The organism is Bradyrhizobium sp. USDA 4472 (genome assembly GCF_054058595.1).
In genome coordinates, this window is the sequence record NZ_JBSSAM010000001.1 from 1434284 (window position 1) to 1450080 (window position 15797).

Sequence of the window (15797 nt, forward strand, 5' to 3'; positions counted from 1 at the left end):
CTGCATTGACGACCACTCCCGCCTCGCGTTCTCCGAGATCAAGCCGGACAAGCCGACCGACAGTGCCGTTGGCTTCTCAAAGCAGCCGTGGCTGCCTACCACAAAAGCCTCGGCGTCACCGCCACCCGCGTCATGACCGACAATGGCAGTTGCTACCGGTCGTTCACGTTCCGCGTAGGGTAGATTGCCTTAGGGAGATCGCCATGAGTTTGCCGCTTCACGGCGTACGCGTCCTCGATCTGTCCAACGTGCTCGCCGGACCCTTCTGTGGCTACAACTTGGCCCGGATCGGCGCCGAAGTGATCAAGATCGAAAATCCGAAGGGCGGCGATCTGGCTCGTCGTCTCGGGGCAGATCCGGCGATGGCACAGCGCCTGTTCGGCCTGTCCTTTGTTGCGGTGAATGCCTGTAAACAATCGATCGCGATCGACTTGAAATCGCCGGAGGGTCGGGATGCATTCCTTCGACTTGTCGACCAGGCCGACGTGCTGCTCGAGAACTTCCGACCCAAAGTCTTGGAGCGGCTCGGCCTAGGCTATGCGGTCCTCGCGAAGCGCAACCCCGGGCTGATCTACTGCGCCATATCCGGCTTCGGTCAGGAAGGCCCTTGGGCAAACCGGCCCGCCTACGACCAGATCGTGCAAGGTCTCTCGGGCGCGATGAGCGTAACCGGCGATCACCGATCGGCGCCGTTGCGCACCGGCTTTCCGATCTCCGACACCATGGCCGGTATCACGGCAGCCTTCGCAATCTCGGCGGCGCTGGTCGCTCAGCGTTTGACCGGCCGCGGCCGGTTCATCGATGTGTCACTCTTGGAATCGACTCTGGCGGCAATGGGCTGGGTGGTCTCTAACCACCTCAACGCCGGCATGCTCCCCGAGCCAATGGGAAACGAGAATTTCACGGCGGCCCCATCCGGCACGTTCAAGACGAAGACCGGTCCGCTCAACATTTCTGCCAACGAACAGAAGCAATTCGAGAAGCTGTGCGAACTGATCGGAAGACCCAATCTGCTGAGTGAGGAACGGTTCGGTGAACGCCACACGCGCAAGCTGCATCGCGCAGCCCTGAGGGACGAGATCAACAAGGCGCTCAAGTCGAAATCCGCCGAGGAATGGGAGGAGGTTTTCAACGCCGCCGGCGTTCCGGCCGGGTGCGTGCTCTCGGTCCAGGACGCACTGCAGCAGCCGCAGCTGGTCGAACGCCGGTTCGTCGAGCGGCTGCCTCTCGAACCGACCGAAGGGCGACAGCTACAGGTGACGCGCCCAGGCTTCCTTCTGGACGAAGGCTTTCCCGAACCGTCCGTTCCCCCGTTACTTGGCGCCGACACGGCGATATGGCTCGGACGGCTCGGCTACACGCGCGCGCAGATCGATCAAATGGCCGAACGGGGCGTGGTGCGCGTCGCATGAAAAGGAATCCTGGCCATGTCCGAATCCACTCCCGCGGATCTCCTGACCGCGGCAACCAAATGGTGGTCGACCGACATTATCGACATGAAGCCGGGCGTCATCCGCTTTCGTGGCTTTCCGATCGAGCAGATGATTGGCTCGATCAGCTTTCCACAGATGATATGGCTTCTGTTGCGCGGCGACCTCCCGTCGCCCGATCATGCCGCTCTGCTTGAAGCAGCCCTTGTGGCTGCGGTCGATCACGGACCGCAGGCGCCTTCGATCGCGGTCGGCCGGATGTCCATCACCTGCGGCTTGCCGCTCAACGGAGCAATGGCGTCGGCCATCAATTTGCTCGACGACGTTCATGGAGGCGCCGGTCAACAATGCATGGAGCTGTACGCCGACATCGCGCGACGGATGAGTGAAGGTACGCCGCTTGTAGCGGCGACGCAGGCCGGCATGGCAGCCTCCGTCGGAACACACGGGAAAGTCTTGCCCGGTTTTGGCCATCGCTTTCACCCGATCGACCCTCGCTCACCGAAGCTGCTGTCTCTGGTCGATGCCGCTCATGAGCGCGGCGTGATTTCCGGCAAGTTTGCCGACATCGGCCGTGCGGTAGAAGCCCATCTCGAAAAGGGAAAGGGCCGCAAGGTCCCGATGAACATCGACGGGTCCACCGCCGTCATCTACTCCGAACTCGGTTTCGCGCCGGCACTCGGGCGAGGACTTTTCATCTTGTCGCGCTCGGTGGGCATTCTCGCGCATGCCTGGGAACAGAAGCAGCAGGGCGGTCGTATCAAGGGGCCGATGCCTCCAGGCGTCCCCTATTCTTACACAGGGAAGCCACCACGCGACTTCAGCCCGGCCTAACGATCATGAACGAGGCTCCAAAAGAAGCGCAGTCGCCAAATACGCTAGGGATCATTAAATGTCGTCCATTGATATCGCGCTACAGGCCGTTCTAAAGTTAAATTTGCTCAAGAAAGCGCTCGGCCAATGGCGGCTCCTGGCCTGCATTCTCGCGCCGGGCATCGTGTTGCTCTCCGCGATGCCTGCCGGGTTGACGTTAGAACGGTGGCGTCTGTTCGCGGTCTACGTTGTAGCTTTCGTGGGTTCTATTCTGCGGCCATACAATGAGACGGTTGTCATCTGCGACGCGCAAAGAGCGCTTTGATTTGACGGATCATGCCTCGTTCGACGCGATACGGCGCGGGGTGGGTATTCCGCTCGCGGTGGGCATAGGCCTTGCCGTCTGGACGGCTGGCGCGCCCGAGGGGCTCTCGCCGTTGGGTCATCGCGCGCTCGTTCTGTTCTCGGCGGTGTTCATTCTCTATCTCACGGAAGCCATCCCGCTCGCGATCACCAGCCTGGTCATCGCGCCAGCGGCCGTTCTTCTGGGCATTGCGACGCCGGCGAGTTCCTTGAGTGGATTCTCCTCGTCATCCGTCTATCTCATCCTCGGCGCATTCATTCTCGCCGCAGCGATGGTCAAGACGCGGCTCGCCGAGCGGATTACATACGGAATTCTCAAGGTCGCCGGCGGGACAACGACCCGTACTACTCTCGGAGTAACGATCGCCAATATCGTGCTTGCCTTCCTGATCCCGTCCTCAACCGCACGAACTGCCGTGCTGCTCCCGGTGTGTCTTGGCATCGCCTCTGTGATCGAAGGCGAAGGCCGCATCCGATTCGTCGTGAGTCTCCTCCTGACGCTTGCCTACACGAATGCGACGATCAGCGCCGGAATCCTGACCGCGACGCTACCAAATCCGGTGACCGCCGATTTTCTTGCCGAGGCGGAACGGCCAGTGACCTACGTCGACTGGCTGATCTACGGCTTTCCGCCGGCGCTGATCATGACCTTCCTGACGTTGTTCGTCGTTCAAGTGGTCGTCGGGACCGAAGAACGACATGACGCGCCTCTGGCCGGCGATGCTATCGCAAAGCGGCTTTCCGAGATGGGCCGCACCACCCCCGCGGAATGGCGAACCCTTGTGATCTTCGTTCTAGTCGTAGTCGGGTGGGTGACCCAGGGATGGTCGAAACTCGACACGACCGTCATCTGCCTGACCGGTGCCGGTTTGCTGTTCCTGCCGAAACTCGGCGTGATCGACTGGGCCGATGCCAACCGACAGATATCTTGGCAAGTCATCCTCGTATCCGGAGGCGGCATCACGCTCGGCGATCTGCTGATCAAGACCGGGGCTGCGGACTGGCTTGCAGTGGAGATTTTTCATGGACTCGGTCTGGGCGGGGCAGGCCGGGTCACTATGCTGCTTATTGTCATGATCGTCCTGCAGCTGCTCCATGTGCTCTTCGTCGGGACAACTGCGATGGCGACAGGCATCATTCCGATCGTGTTGGCTCTCGCGGAGACCGCTCAGGTGGATCCTCGTGTGCTCGTCCTGCCGGCCGGCATGATCATTGGCGGTTACCCGGTACTGATGTTCTACAACACGCTGCCGAATATCATGGTCTACGGCACGGGCCGCTTGACGGTCCTCGACTTCCCAAAGGTAGGTGTCCCGGTCAGCCTACTCGCCTGCATCGTCTATGCGATTTGCGCATCGACGTACTGGCGGTGGCTCGGCATGATCTGAGCGACCTCGATACGAACGCGCTATCAGAACGTCGGCTGTGGGCCATCGCGACATATCACGCCGCCGCTCGCTCTCGCTCGCAATTGGAGCGAAGCGGACGTAGTCAGCAGTCATATGACGCCGCCAAGCTTATAGGTAAACGGCATAGTAAGCGCGAAGTGCCAGGCTAGCTCAGACCAGCGGCTCCCAACGGCAGGCTCATGGTCGAGCAAGCCGTCCATGCTTGCCGAGACCGGCAAGCGACGCCGCCAAGCCACGCCCTTAGCTTCGCTTGAGCACCATGACAAGTCGATCGACACGTTTGCCCTGCTTGAGGTGCGAGATGACGATCTCGTCGACGTCCTCAGGCGTGCTCGCGCGATACCAGACTCCGTCAGGATAGACAACCAGCAAGGGACCAGAGTTACAAAAGCCGAGGCACCCCGCCGTCGCGAAACCGATATCGTTTAATCGTTGCGCTTCGATCGCTTTGCTCATTCGATCCCACAACGCTTGCGCCCCCGAGGCACCACAACTGCCGTGGGAATGGCTTGGCGGACGTTGCGTGTTGCACGCAAAGACATGATGCCTGTAGATCTGGGGAGGAGCAATTTCAGTTTCTGAGCTCACGCGACTATCCTCTGCTACTCAACTTCAGCTGAAGCGATGGCGGCCCACAATGCCTAATGATTGAACGACCGTTGGCCGGTATATGTTACTGGTTCTCGCTCTCGCTTGCGAAAGCCGCTGAGAGCCATCAGGCGCTATAGTCATTCTCTTCGCGCATGATGAGCGAGCGATACATTCCCGTTCGAAGTCCTGATTGCGACCAACCTGTTCGTCCATCATTGCAATCACCCGCATCACCCACTAATGGTCGATCTGCTCCAAGGGAAGCCTAACACCAGAGGCGTCCCGCACATTCTTCACAATTTAGCGCTGCCATTGCCGGCGCTCATCGCTCCTATGAGCGATCCGAGACGTGCTAAAAGCCCTTCCTCTCACCTAGACTGGTGGCATCGGTCCGACAGATCGGCTCATCAAGTCGCCGGGCCTCGGTTTTCTCATCCAAGCCCCTCGGTTTGCTGCTTGAAATCATCGACGGCAGTCCGGCTCAACCGAAACACCCCGCGGCCACGAGACAGCGGCCGATAAGCCGAGGCGTCACGGGTGTTTAGGACATCAAACCATTGGTTAGGACTGAGCTTTGCTGGACGCTCGTTGATCTGTATCACCCTCCCGTTCGGGGCGAAGCGGAGGTGGATTATGATTTCTTGTGAGTCCATATCGGTCCCTGCTTTTGGTCACTTACGATCACGATCCGGACACCGACAATCTCCCTTTTAATGTGTTTGATTGCGGAGGTGTTGGCGCGTACTTCAAGGTTGGCGACGCTGGTACACATTACTCATGAGCTTGCCACCTCCCCCTGATAAACCCTACAATGATCACAATGAACTCCCCGTGCTTCCGTATCTTAGGGACGAGACTCTTGCTCGATCGCGAGGTCTGTCGATGCATCCCGCTCTAAACGATGAACTCGAGCCACTTGTTCATGGGACCGGTACGAAATGGGCGTGCCATGACGCGATCGCACATCTGATCCAATCCAGGAATTGGCCGCGTGACGGCCGGAGTTGAAGGTGATTTCGGGCACCGGAAGCTGCAGATGCGCTCGGAATGCTGCTCGGCCATTCGACGCCACTCTAGGACTTCATCGAAAAGCTTGCGGGCCCGGTACTCACCTCGTATCTTTCCTTTTGGCCAATACGATCCCACTCGCTCGCGTTGGTTCGCCCGTTATCTGCGCGCAGTGATTCGATCCATCGAGCAGATGAAGATCGAAGCGAGGAGCCTGCCGAAACGGCACATCTGACAAGTCCGACGCATCACACCGCACAAAAGCAAGCTGCGGAAAGCGGCGGCGCAGCTCAGACAATTTCCCGACCTCGGCTCCATCGGCAGAAAGCAGTCGCTCCATTTCGATCAGTTCCTCCGTGGTGAGTGCCATCGTCGCTCTCTATGCCTCGAGGACGGTTGTCCCTCACTGCCAGAACAGGCGCTCTGGATCCGCGCTCAATTCCTCGATAGCAGGAGTCAAGCGATCGTAAAGGCTGTAAATCTCCCAGATTCCGACCGCGTGATTCTTGCGAAACAGCTTCCAGATGCCGCTCACGGCATCATAAAGAATGAGAGCTACATCGACGAGAGCGCCATCCTTGTCGATGTTGCGCGAGCAACAAGGGCTCTCGATGAGATAGCCACCCCTCACCAGCCTCACGCTTGGTGAGACATAGAGATAACGCTTGCGCTCGCACAAGCCGCGTTCGATGCGCTTGCGATCAAGCTCGTTGGGGTGAGACACCGGCCCCGCCTTCACTTTCCTCATCAGCTCGCCATTCATCGCGAAGGCCTCCTTTCAAAGCACCGTGTTTTCCTCTTCAAGACACCCAATGAGACGCCTGAACAGAATCGAACAACATAGATTGGCTCGTGAGCTTCGTTATTGAGAACGGCGATGATGGTCTTGCGCGTTGCTCCGACGGGGAGCGAAACTCCAGTGTTCCGTTTTGCCAATGAGCAGTCTTGGACAAGGTCGACTGCGGCTTGGGTCCGCGCGCCTCGCCGATCTTTCGGAAGTTTCTGCTGAGTCATGACTCCTCCGGTAATGGCAAATCATCGACCTCCTCGTAGGCATCCATTGTCTCTAGTTCGTTGCGTTTCATGCCAACGCGGTGGCCACTCTCCAAGAACTCCACGCCGTAGATATAGAATTGCTGCAAGAATGTTCCGATCGAGACGACGTAACCGATCTCCCCCCTTTTTACTAAGACCTCGCCGACCTCCCTCCCGCGATAGGTGCCATCATTTCGGATGACGCGATTGGCTCGAAGCTTTTGGCCAAAGCTGAAGACTGGCGGGCCGCTTAGCTCGACGATGTCGCTGTCCCGAGGAATTCTGCTCATCTGCCACTCCTCATGCCAACGCTTTGGGGCACCGCTCAGCTTCACGCTTTAAACTGGCGGTTGGTAGCGAGGCAAGGATCTGTCAACCACGCAGGTATTGTCGACCGGGCAGGCAGCGACACATTGCGGCTCATCAAAATGGCCAACGCACTCGGTGCATCTGGCCCCTTCAATAGCAAAGCTCCCGCCCTTCTCAGAGATAGCAATGTTCGGGCATAGAGGTTCGCAAGCTGAGCAGCCCGTGCACTGCGAGGCTACGATTTTGAATGGCACATATTCCTCCTTAGGCCGTAGAGATGCTATCTACCAAACGATACGCGTGCTCTCCGCGGTGCATGTGGTGGATCTCACCGCGCTTTACCTTGCCTAGATAGGCTCTGAACCACGCGATCATCGATTTCTCAATGAACTCATGGGCGAATTGATCCACCGGCTCAATGCCCGCCTCTATCAGATTGTTTTTCGGACAGCCGCCAATCTTAGCCACGAAGACAGCATGGCAGTCCCTAATGTCGCGCATGATGGAGGATAGCCTATCTTCCTCACCATACCCGCCCTGACAGTACCCCTGCACACGACGCGGACCGATGAACTTGGCGCCGGATGTGGAAAGCTCGTACACCAGGAATTCCTTGGCATGTCCAAAGTGCTCGTTGATCAACCCAGAGCCTTTGGTTGCGACAGCCACTAGAACGGTTATGGCGCTCATGTTTCCATAGGTTTCGATCAGCTCCTGTTGGCCGACCGCGAATTTGGCAACTCGCTCATCCTCTATTCTCTTTTGATACGCCTCGCGCTTCTCCAAGTCATAACGGACGTCCATTTTCATCACCTGATCCGTACTGAACTCTGCGCTGCGATCCTCGCCGAGTAGACCGACCGCATCGGCGCGGCACTGACGGCAATGCCGCATCATGCTTATCTGCCCTTCGCAAGCATCTTGCAGTGCCTTCAGTTCTTGTGCCGTCGGCCCGCGCTGACCTTTGAGGCCAAACGCGGTGCCGTGCTCGGGCGCGGAGATCAGCGGCATGATATTGTGGAGGAAGGCACCGCGTGAGGTGACCGCCTTGTTGACCTCGACTAGGTGGTCATCGTTGATGTTGGGGATCATCACTGAGTTGATCTTGCACAAGATGCCCCGATCGGTAAGCATCTCGAGGCCTTTCAGCTGACGATGAGTGAGTATCCTTGCCGCCTCGACGCCGGTATATCGCTTGTGGTTGAAGAAGATCCAAGGATAAATCTTGGCTCCGATTTCCGGATCGATCATGTTGATGGTGATGGTGACGTGGTCGATTTTGGCCTTCGCGATGGTGTCAACATAGTCTGCCAGCGCGAGTCCGTTGGTTGACAGACACAGCTTTATGTCGGGAGCAGCCTTGGTGACCAGCTCGAACGTTTTGAACGTCTTTGCGGGATTGGCCAGGGCGTCGCCGGGACCAGCAATGCCAAGCACTGTCATCTGCGGAATTGCCGTCGCGACTGCGATCACTTTTTTTGCCGCCTGCTCAGGGGTGAGTTTCTCGCTCACCACGCCCGGGCGCGATTCATTGGCGCAGTCGTATTTTCGGTTGCAGTAATTGCACTGGATGTTGCAGGCAGGCGCAACCGCGACATGCATGCGAGCGAAGTAATGGTGCGCATCCTCGCTATAGCAGGGATGGTTTTTGACCTTTTCCCAAATTTTGGTCGGGAGCCCGCCTTGGCCGGTTGCGGAGCCGCAGCTCGCCTGTCCAGTCTTAGCAGAAGCGCTGCAGCCCCCGTGCTCGGTGGCGGATCGCGTCCTCTCGCTGCTGTTCATTGCAGCTCCGACATATTTTCCGCGTCCGTCGACCGCGATCATTTTATTTTCCCCACCATCATCGCCCTCCCAAGATCATCCTCGAGCGAGCCTCAGGAACCCAGGTAGCAACTTGCATGCCATAGCAAGAATTAAGTAATTAAGGTCGCGGTCTATCGAGTTAGCGTAGCTCGCACTCGCGCTTGCAGGAACAGCAATGATGAGCTTGTTATCAAAGCGACAGATGGGTCGCAGTCTCACCCAGAGCTCCATGCTTGTGCTTTCATTCTCGCGCTGCGATCGCCCGACCTGACTCCAGCTAAATGGGGTTCACGCGTTGCCGCTCTCACAACAAGCGGATCCGAACCGGCCGCCTCGGACTTGTAAGGCCAATACCGCTACGACGCGCCCTACGCTGACAGGCAGAAATGAGGGCCAAAGATGATAGTGCGATCCCTTCTGCCCGATGGCCAAGCAAACCTTGTATCATCAACGCCGTCGTGGAGTAGTTCTGCTGATCTCAATATGCTACGACGAGAGCCATTCGTTCCCCAGAGACGGCGGGATCTCGCCAACTTGCCAGCGCAAAGGCAGGCTGACGCGCCTGGCCGGCCTTCAGTCCATCGCGTCTGCATAATTCCCTGATGCCCGAACGACATAGGTGCAATGCTCGCAGTCCGAAGGCCCAGCGCCGGGCCCACGACAGTGACCTCTGCATCCGCATCAGCAAAGTGATTTGCGTGAGTCCTTCACGGATCGCCGCCGTTTTCGTCCCGCTTCTTCGCGTCGATTGTAATCGGTAATCGCGTGTCGCTCGCCATCTCGGGCAGATCGAGCACCCAGCCGTTAGCTACCTTGATCCAGCCGCCCCAAAGGGTTTCGTACTCTGAGGCTATGATTGGCTCCTCGAGGTCTTTTTTTGGTACGTAGATCGACAGACCCGTATCCGGAGAACGGCGGATCATGATTTTCATAGAGTCTACTCTCCGACTGTAAGGCGGGAGTTGGCGCGCATGCGAGCCACGATATCTGACACTGCGCAAACGACTTCATCGACTTGAGCGAACGAGGTTTCACGCGAAAGCGAGAAGCGCACGGCGCCGTGCATCCGCCAGGTAGGCACCTGCATAGCGCGCAGGACGTGCGATGGCTGCATTGAGCCGGAGCTGCAGGCTGATCCGAGCGACACGGCGATGCCCGCCTGATTGAGATGGTGCGCGATGGCTTCGCCTTCAAGATGGTCGAAGGCGATATTGGTCGTGTTAGCGAGCCGATTGGTGACGTCGCCGAGCACAACGCACCCGCCATTGTGTAAAATCCCCTGTTCAAGGCGGTCGCGCAAAGCGCCGATGCGAATGCGCTCAGGTTCAAGCCGTTCCGCCGCAAGCTCGGCAGCTTTTCCCAGGCCGATAATTCCGGGAACATTCTCGGTCCCCCCGCGACGCCCTCTTTCCTGTGATCCGCCGCGGATCAGCGGCCGGAATTTCGTCCCTTTGCGCAGATATAACGCGCCGACGCCCTTGGGACCGTGCAGCTTGTGCGCGGATAGCGACAGCATGTCGATCGCGCTGTCCTTTAGGTTCAAACCCACCTTGCCAATGGCTTGGACCGCATCCGTGTGAAACAGCGCGCCTGCCTCTCGGGTCAACCCGGCCAAAAACTCCACAGGAAAGATCGTTCCGGTCTCGTTATTGGCCAGCATAACAGAGGCAATCGCTGTCCGTGGTCCAAGAGCACAGCGAAACGCCTCGATGTCTAGCCGGCCGCAGGCATCTACGGATACAATGTGCGTCTTGACTCCCCTTGTCTTCAATTGCTCCGTCAGCGCAAGTACAGCCGAGTGCTCAACCGAAGTGGTGACCACTTCGTCTCTACCTTCCTGCGTCGCAAGCGCAGAAAGAATTGCCGCATTATTGGCTTCGGTCCCTCCCGAGGTAAAGACGATTTCGTGATCGTATGCACTACCTACCAGGCGCCTCAAGCCTCTCCGGGCCTGCCTCAGAGCGATTGCGACCTCGTTGCCGAAGGCGTGCGTGGACGACGCATTGCCGAATTGCTCCGTAAAGAACGGCAACATGGCCTGCACGACGGATGGATCAGTCCGCGTTGTTGCATTGTTATCGAGGTAAATCGGTGCTTGATTTTTGCTCAATCCAGCACCTCGTCTGCAGCAGCAACGAGGACCAGGCGATCCAATCCTCCGATCTCACGCCCCAATTGCGCCTGAATACCTGCAAACCGTACACTCGAAATCTTTGACGACGTACAAGCACTGGCCGGCCTCGCCACAGCGACAACTTCTTCAGTTGCTCTGGCTCCGTCAACATGGTTCAATGTTTTCATCCTCATCGGCCGATCAGGTCCGTCCATCATCTGAACGATTTTCCGCAGGAGCAATTCGCTGTCGCGTTCGGGTTGTGAAAGGTGAATCCAGGGCTCTCCGTTGCCAGCACGAAATCAATGGTCGTACCGACCAGATACTCTCGACTGTTGTTATCGACGAACACCTTCAGACCAGCGTACTCGATCACGGTCTCGTCAGGCTTTGGCTCTTCCGCCAGACCCATTTTGTATTTGAATCCATTGCAGCCGCCCGCTTCAATCGCGACGCGCAGACCGCCAGGCGAGTGCGTCGATGATGACATCGCGCCCTTGATCGCATTCACCGCACTGTCGGTCAGGTTGATCATGTCTTTGCCTCATCAATAGTGGACCTCGCAAAGAGCAAGTCACGTGCCACCGCGCAGCTTCTTATTGATACTTGGTTCGGTGCCGTAAGGTTTGGAACAACAGTCAGATTCCTGACAAGTAGTTGCGGCGCCCGAAGTCACCAACCCGCTTTCTTTCAAGCTCGGCCGCTCCACATCCGGCGGCAGGCAAATTGCATCGCATTTGGCTTCCTGGCCCGTGGGCCGGTGAAGACCTTAGATCGAGGACCAAATTGATGACTTCAATCGAAAATACCGCACTCGGCAGACTTGAGAGAGAGGGCCGCCTGCTCAACGCCGTACTCAAAGGCGCGACTACCAAGCCGGGTCGATTCGGTTTTCGCGGTGACATCGCGCTGAAGTTCCAAACTCAGCTCGCGGATGAGAAACGACCGCCGGACTACTCGATCGAGCAAGTTCTAACCATCGCGCAGGACGGAGAACACACCATTCCGGTGCTGGCCGGCTACCTACACTCCTTTGCCTATCTCGGAGACGTTTCGACCGTTCTTAACGGCGCCTTAAGCCCCACAGGCAGCTATTTTATGTTCTGCAACAACGTCGATCTGCTGGCGAAGTACCGAGTCAAGTTTGGCGATATAAACTTCCACGTCTTACCGTGCGACGAGTCCACAGTTTGGAAGGAGATGATGGACCTGACTGGGCTGAACAGGGACGACATCAAGAGGCTGGACCCGGGCGGCAAGCTAGATATCCTCCTCGATGCTGCAAACAAAATCGATCTGTCTTATGATGACATCTCGTATGAGGATGGACTAAAGAGGATGGACGCTGTGAAAAACCGCAATGAGAACCGACCGGTCTGAGAGGGCTTTTCAGTCGATGGTCGATGCATCGTCTTCGACAAGATGAACACCCACGACGCAGATATCGCCCTCCAGAACGGCCAACGCGATCGGCGTGAGCGCTCTACCGTGACATGGACCTTCGACACACCGGCCGCTGCCGAGTTCGAAGGTCGAACCGTGCTTGCCGCACATCAACCGGATACCGTATGGATCGAGGAATTGGTTCTGCTCCCAATCCAATCGGACGCTGTTGTGCGGGCATTCATTGACATAGCCAAGCACGTTTTTGCCCCACCGAACTACGACAACGGGCCACGGCCGTTGCTTGCCGTCATGTTCGACGACCATAAGATGGAATCCTATGGCCTGGCGGCTCGGAATGTCCTTAAAGCCGCAAATGGCGTAGATTGGTATGGTCTGCTTCATCGCACGTTTGTTGGAAGACGCTGTTCATGTCGGCGTGCAATCGACTTGCAAGAACCGTACAAGTCCTGGAGCGTTTCGTGTCCGTGGTGACCCAACCCGACTAGTCTGGTCGCTCATCCAACTATCCGGCGCAAACTCCGAACTTGTTCGGCGATTGGATGCCCTTTCCATGATGGCTGCGCAACTGCGGCTTTGAGCTCTATGCATTCTACTCCGTTGGCCGGGTAGCTGACGCCGTGGCTAGTCGTTGCTTCCCATTAATGCCACCAAGCTCCGTTATGACCGCGGACCGTGCATCTCGCGGCAGCGCCATAGCTGCCTTCTGAGAAGGATTGAACAGTCATTTCAGCCAACGAGGGAGGACGCCGCGAGCGTGCGTCCCCCCTGTGAAGCAAGACCACCGAGCCCGGTTAGAACGGTGAAATCCGTCACTCCTAAACCGTTGCTGTATGCAGCCAATTCAATCCATGCGCATCCCACTAAGAGCCCGCTCCAAGTAGAATGCAGGATCATCGTCCGACGAATCCGTTTCGTAGCTTCTTTGCGGACCGACGTCATCGCCCCCAGCCTTCGAAAGATACTGCGTAGGCTTGCCTACCCGCTGCCACTGGTCATTTTCGTTCTTCGTCCAGGCATCCGGGTTCTGGTGAGGATCAAGCACCCAGTGGTCTCGACCTACGGGAACAAACCCCATTTCGGCAAGACGCGGTTCCATGCCTGCTAAGGCCGGCCGCGACATGATGAGCGGATGTTCGCCGTCTTCTCGCAGTTGATGTTCTAGCAGGATGTCGCCAGCGTTCTCGACAAGTGGATGAGTCAGCCTAAGATCTACGACGGATGTGATATCGTTGCGCCCAAACTGTTGTTTAAAATGATCTCCTTTAATCCGCGCCGGACCTCCGGCTCTTAGAACTCCGACAATTTCGTCGCCCAAATGGTAGCCGAAAAATCGTGCTGGCTTATCTGGATCGTCATAGGTGTTAGCGTAGCTTCCAGCAACCATTGCTGCACGCGCAGCCTTGTTAGCCACGAATGGCGAGTACTCTTCTGGGTTCTCGGCGATGTGCCTGATATCACTGCCCAAGTATCTGCGAACTTCATCGTTGAACGTTTTGCGGTCGATCTTTCGAATGGGCGGTTCGGGGACGAGAGAGTATGACGGCGCTGGTTCGGATGAAGAGCCCGCCAGCCCCATCCGCGCAACTGTATCCGCAAAGCGAGGACTATCTCCCGCCTCTGACGAATCGTCAGCTTGGTTACCGCTTGTGAACTGGCTGGATGAGCCAACGATTCTGCCATACATCAGACCGCTCTCCTATCGGCAAAATTGCACGCAATCGAGCTCGTGCCGTGCAAGCTCTGCCGACAAGGATAATAATCCTAGCTGACCACAGTCTGACCAGAGCTTCCTGAGCGCCTGGTCGCGACTACGGATGCAATCTGCGCGTGAATTGTAGGGGCTCCCTAAACCGGGTCCTTCCAAGAAGCTAACGCTTAATGGCGATGACCCGCCCTCTCCTGATAGCCCATGGTACTCGGCCAAGTAGGCACATTGGCCCAAGAATGCGCGCAACGGAGATTTGGAAACAAGCGTGCGAACCGTGTCGAGATTTTGCAATGTGCTCTCGATGCCCGCTGTTTGTTGCAAGGACCGCTGTCCAGCGAAATGTCGTGCCGCCCAGACGCGCCCATAGACCAACTGAGGCGTTTCTGGCTCACGTTATCAAGGAATCAACCAACCATCTAGGCGGACATATCGGCAGCTGCGGCCAACTAGCCTTCTCCCGATCCGCAAGCGGACGTGCATAGCATCGGCTTCGATCAGACCGCCTGATGTGTGGCTAACTACTTTTGAACTCTGCTCATCCTGACAGCACTTTGATCGACTTATAGTTGCGCGAGGCGCAGTTCGCTTTCCACGAATACGTGGGACTATCAGAGACCGAGTGTTTCTGGGCAACGGTTATGGTATCGGCATGCGTGGCTCGCGCCCAACCATTGCCGGTCCTTGCGAGCGCGTTAGCTCGCTCGATCCTGATGTTCGATGTCTGACCGACACCTTCCTGGCGCGCCGCCTCGCCATGAGTTCACCTGATCGCAATAGAGCTTTCGCACACTTATATCTCGCCGGCTGCGACTCGAGTGTTCGCTCAAGCCGCTTCAGATTCGGCCGAACTGTGAGTCTGGCAATTGGCCGGGCAAACCCTGGCGCATGCACCGCATCCGACACAGGCGCCCTGATCTTTCAGAACCATAATCTTCTTTTCGATCTCATCGTCTTCGTCGTCGGCGTTGACAAGTTCGCCGTCCTCACCGATTCCTTTCAAATTCATGACATCTCGGCCGCACACCTTGAAACAGCGGCCACATCCGATGCACTTCTTGGGATCGATCGAGATCAGGTATTGTGGTATCCAGTCGCGCCCGTCTCGTGTTTGAAACGACATGCGTTGCCCCTTCAGGTATTTTCTAGCGCCTTCAAGTCGCAAGCCTTGCGCTCAAGTTCGGCATACGCATCGTACGCCTTCTGCGCCACTGCCATGATGGAGATCCAGTTGGTAGGTAATTCTTCCGAAAGGTCGTGCAGATCCATCTTGGCTTGTATCGCCTTGACGGACAATTTTCTTAGCTCGGCCTTAAGTGTTTCACGATCGCCCATCAGCGAGTATCCTCAATAGTTCGCCACGTCTGGAAATTTCCTGATCAGGCCGATTCCCTCGCTGACATATTTGTCGCCCCCCTGAGCCAGCTTGGCGCAATTATCGAATCCGAAGCGATGCACATCGCGAAGCTGCTTGTTTACGGCCACCAACCGCCCTGCGATGAGCACTACGCGGCCAAACCCTTCAGGATGCAGCTTCAGTATCGGCTGGATCATAATGCCGGTTTCCCTTTCTATTGACAGCGCGACCGCATTGAAGAACAGCTCAATTCGCCACAGTGTATTGGGATCTGGATCACCAATAATCGGCAATGCGCGCCGTTTCTCCTTGTTCAAGATATAGGGTTCAAGCAGATCAAGATCGCTCTTCCCGCCCCAAGCTCCGTTAGTGTCCTGAGCACGCCAAATCTTGGCCAGTTCGATGAGGAACGCTGCCTCGTTGCTCTCATGCTCACTTTTTGTGGTCATATCAC

At 57.2% G+C, this 15797-nt stretch carries 19 protein-coding genes; 5 read left to right on the forward strand and 14 right to left on the reverse strand.

Annotation, left to right across the window (positions count from 1 at the left end; translation table 11 throughout):
* The first annotated feature begins 68 nt into the window (after positions 1 to 68).
* From ACVWZ4_RS06375 to ACVWZ4_RS06390, 4 genes are read left to right on the forward strand one after another with little or no spacing between them, the layout of a single operon-like run.
* Positions 69 to 1412: a CaiB/BaiF CoA transferase family protein gene (locus ACVWZ4_RS06375; RefSeq protein WP_456701454.1), complete on the forward strand. Its 1344-nt coding sequence runs from the start codon at positions 69 to 71 to the stop codon at positions 1410 to 1412.
* 15 nt (positions 1413 to 1427) lie between these two features.
* A complete protein-coding gene (locus tag ACVWZ4_RS06380) occupies positions 1428 to 2264 on the forward strand; it encodes a citryl-CoA lyase (protein ID WP_456701453.1) in 837 nt (278 codons plus the stop codon).
* Positions 2265 to 2322: 58 nt separating this feature from the next.
* On the forward strand, positions 2323 to 2568 hold the full coding sequence (locus tag ACVWZ4_RS06385; RefSeq protein ID WP_456701452.1) for an anion permease: 246 nt from the start codon (positions 2323 to 2325) through the stop codon (positions 2566 to 2568).
* Position 2569: 1 nt separating this feature from the next.
* Entirely contained in the window at positions 2570 to 3994 is a 1425-nt protein-coding gene (locus ACVWZ4_RS06390) for an SLC13 family permease (protein WP_456701451.1), read from the forward strand.
* Positions 3995 to 4255: 261 nt separating this feature from the next.
* Here ACVWZ4_RS06390 and ACVWZ4_RS06395 read toward each other — a convergent pair whose 3' ends face one another.
* The 9 genes from ACVWZ4_RS06395 to ACVWZ4_RS06435 form a co-directional block, all read right to left on the reverse strand.
* Positions 4256 to 4603: a (2Fe-2S) ferredoxin domain-containing protein gene (locus ACVWZ4_RS06395; protein ID WP_456701450.1), complete on the reverse strand. Its 348-nt coding sequence runs from the start codon at positions 4601 to 4603 to the stop codon at positions 4256 to 4258.
* A 1111-nt stretch (positions 4604 to 5714) separates the two neighbouring features.
* Positions 5715 to 5984, reverse strand: a complete 270-nt coding sequence (locus ACVWZ4_RS06400; protein ID WP_456701449.1) for a hypothetical protein — start codon at positions 5982 to 5984, stop codon at positions 5715 to 5717.
* A gap of 33 nt (positions 5985 to 6017) precedes the next feature.
* Positions 6018 to 6377 (reverse strand): DUF3024 domain-containing protein, encoded by a 360-nt coding sequence (locus ACVWZ4_RS06405; protein WP_456701448.1) that lies wholly within the window; start codon positions 6375 to 6377, stop codon positions 6018 to 6020.
* A 247-nt stretch (positions 6378 to 6624) separates the two neighbouring features.
* Entirely contained in the window at positions 6625 to 6939 is a 315-nt protein-coding gene (locus ACVWZ4_RS06410; protein WP_456701447.1) for a nitrogen fixation protein NifZ, read from the reverse strand.
* A gap of 48 nt (positions 6940 to 6987) precedes the next feature.
* Entirely contained in the window at positions 6988 to 7212 is a 225-nt protein-coding gene (locus ACVWZ4_RS06415; RefSeq protein ID WP_456701446.1) for a 4Fe-4S dicluster domain-containing protein, read from the reverse strand.
* A gap of 10 nt (positions 7213 to 7222) precedes the next feature.
* Positions 7223 to 8740 carry a nitrogenase cofactor biosynthesis protein NifB gene (gene nifB / locus ACVWZ4_RS06420; protein ID WP_456705157.1) on the reverse strand — a complete coding sequence of 506 codons (1518 nt, stop codon included), beginning with the start codon at positions 8738 to 8740 and terminating at the stop codon, positions 7223 to 7225.
* A gap of 728 nt (positions 8741 to 9468) precedes the next feature.
* On the reverse strand, positions 9469 to 9693 hold the full coding sequence (gene nifT / locus ACVWZ4_RS06425) for a putative nitrogen fixation protein NifT (protein ID WP_456701445.1): 225 nt from the start codon (positions 9691 to 9693) through the stop codon (positions 9469 to 9471).
* 5 nt (positions 9694 to 9698) lie between these two features.
* Positions 9699 to 10871, reverse strand: coding sequence for a cysteine desulfurase NifS (nifS, locus tag ACVWZ4_RS06430; protein ID WP_456701444.1), 1173 nt, complete (start codon positions 10869 to 10871; stop codon positions 9699 to 9701).
* A 217-nt stretch (positions 10872 to 11088) separates the two neighbouring features.
* Positions 11089 to 11409, reverse strand: coding sequence for a HesB/IscA family protein (locus ACVWZ4_RS06435; RefSeq protein WP_456701443.1), 321 nt, complete (start codon positions 11407 to 11409; stop codon positions 11089 to 11091).
* A gap of 254 nt (positions 11410 to 11663) precedes the next feature.
* On the opposite strand from ACVWZ4_RS06435, the gene ACVWZ4_RS06440 reads away from it, so the two are divergent.
* Positions 11664 to 12254 (forward strand): hypothetical protein, encoded by a 591-nt coding sequence (locus ACVWZ4_RS06440; protein ID WP_456701442.1) that lies wholly within the window; start codon positions 11664 to 11666, stop codon positions 12252 to 12254.
* A 9-nt stretch (positions 12255 to 12263) separates the two neighbouring features.
* On the opposite strand, the gene ACVWZ4_RS06445 is transcribed toward ACVWZ4_RS06440, so the two are convergent.
* The 5 genes from ACVWZ4_RS06445 to ACVWZ4_RS06465 all read right to left on the reverse strand — a co-directional run bounded on the left by ACVWZ4_RS06445 (position 12264) and on the right by ACVWZ4_RS06465 (position 15792).
* Entirely contained in the window at positions 12264 to 12662 is a 399-nt protein-coding gene (locus ACVWZ4_RS06445) for a Rieske (2Fe-2S) protein (RefSeq protein ID WP_456701441.1), read from the reverse strand.
* Between the two features lie 460 nt (positions 12663 to 13122).
* Positions 13123 to 13965, reverse strand: coding sequence for a host specificity protein (locus tag ACVWZ4_RS06450; RefSeq protein WP_456701440.1), 843 nt, complete (start codon positions 13963 to 13965; stop codon positions 13123 to 13125).
* A gap of 847 nt (positions 13966 to 14812) precedes the next feature.
* Positions 14813 to 15109 (reverse strand): ferredoxin III, nif-specific, encoded by a 297-nt coding sequence (gene fdxB / locus ACVWZ4_RS06455; protein ID WP_456701439.1) that lies wholly within the window; start codon positions 15107 to 15109, stop codon positions 14813 to 14815.
* 11 nt (positions 15110 to 15120) lie between these two features.
* The gene (locus ACVWZ4_RS06460) at positions 15121 to 15321 is read right to left on the reverse strand and encodes a CCE_0567 family metalloprotein (RefSeq protein WP_456701438.1); all 201 of its coding nucleotides are present in this window, start codon (positions 15319 to 15321) and stop codon (positions 15121 to 15123) included.
* A gap of 12 nt (positions 15322 to 15333) precedes the next feature.
* A complete protein-coding gene (locus tag ACVWZ4_RS06465; protein ID WP_456701437.1) occupies positions 15334 to 15792 on the reverse strand; it encodes a NifX-associated nitrogen fixation protein in 459 nt (152 codons plus the stop codon).
* Between the last annotated feature and the right edge of the window lie 5 nt (positions 15793 to 15797).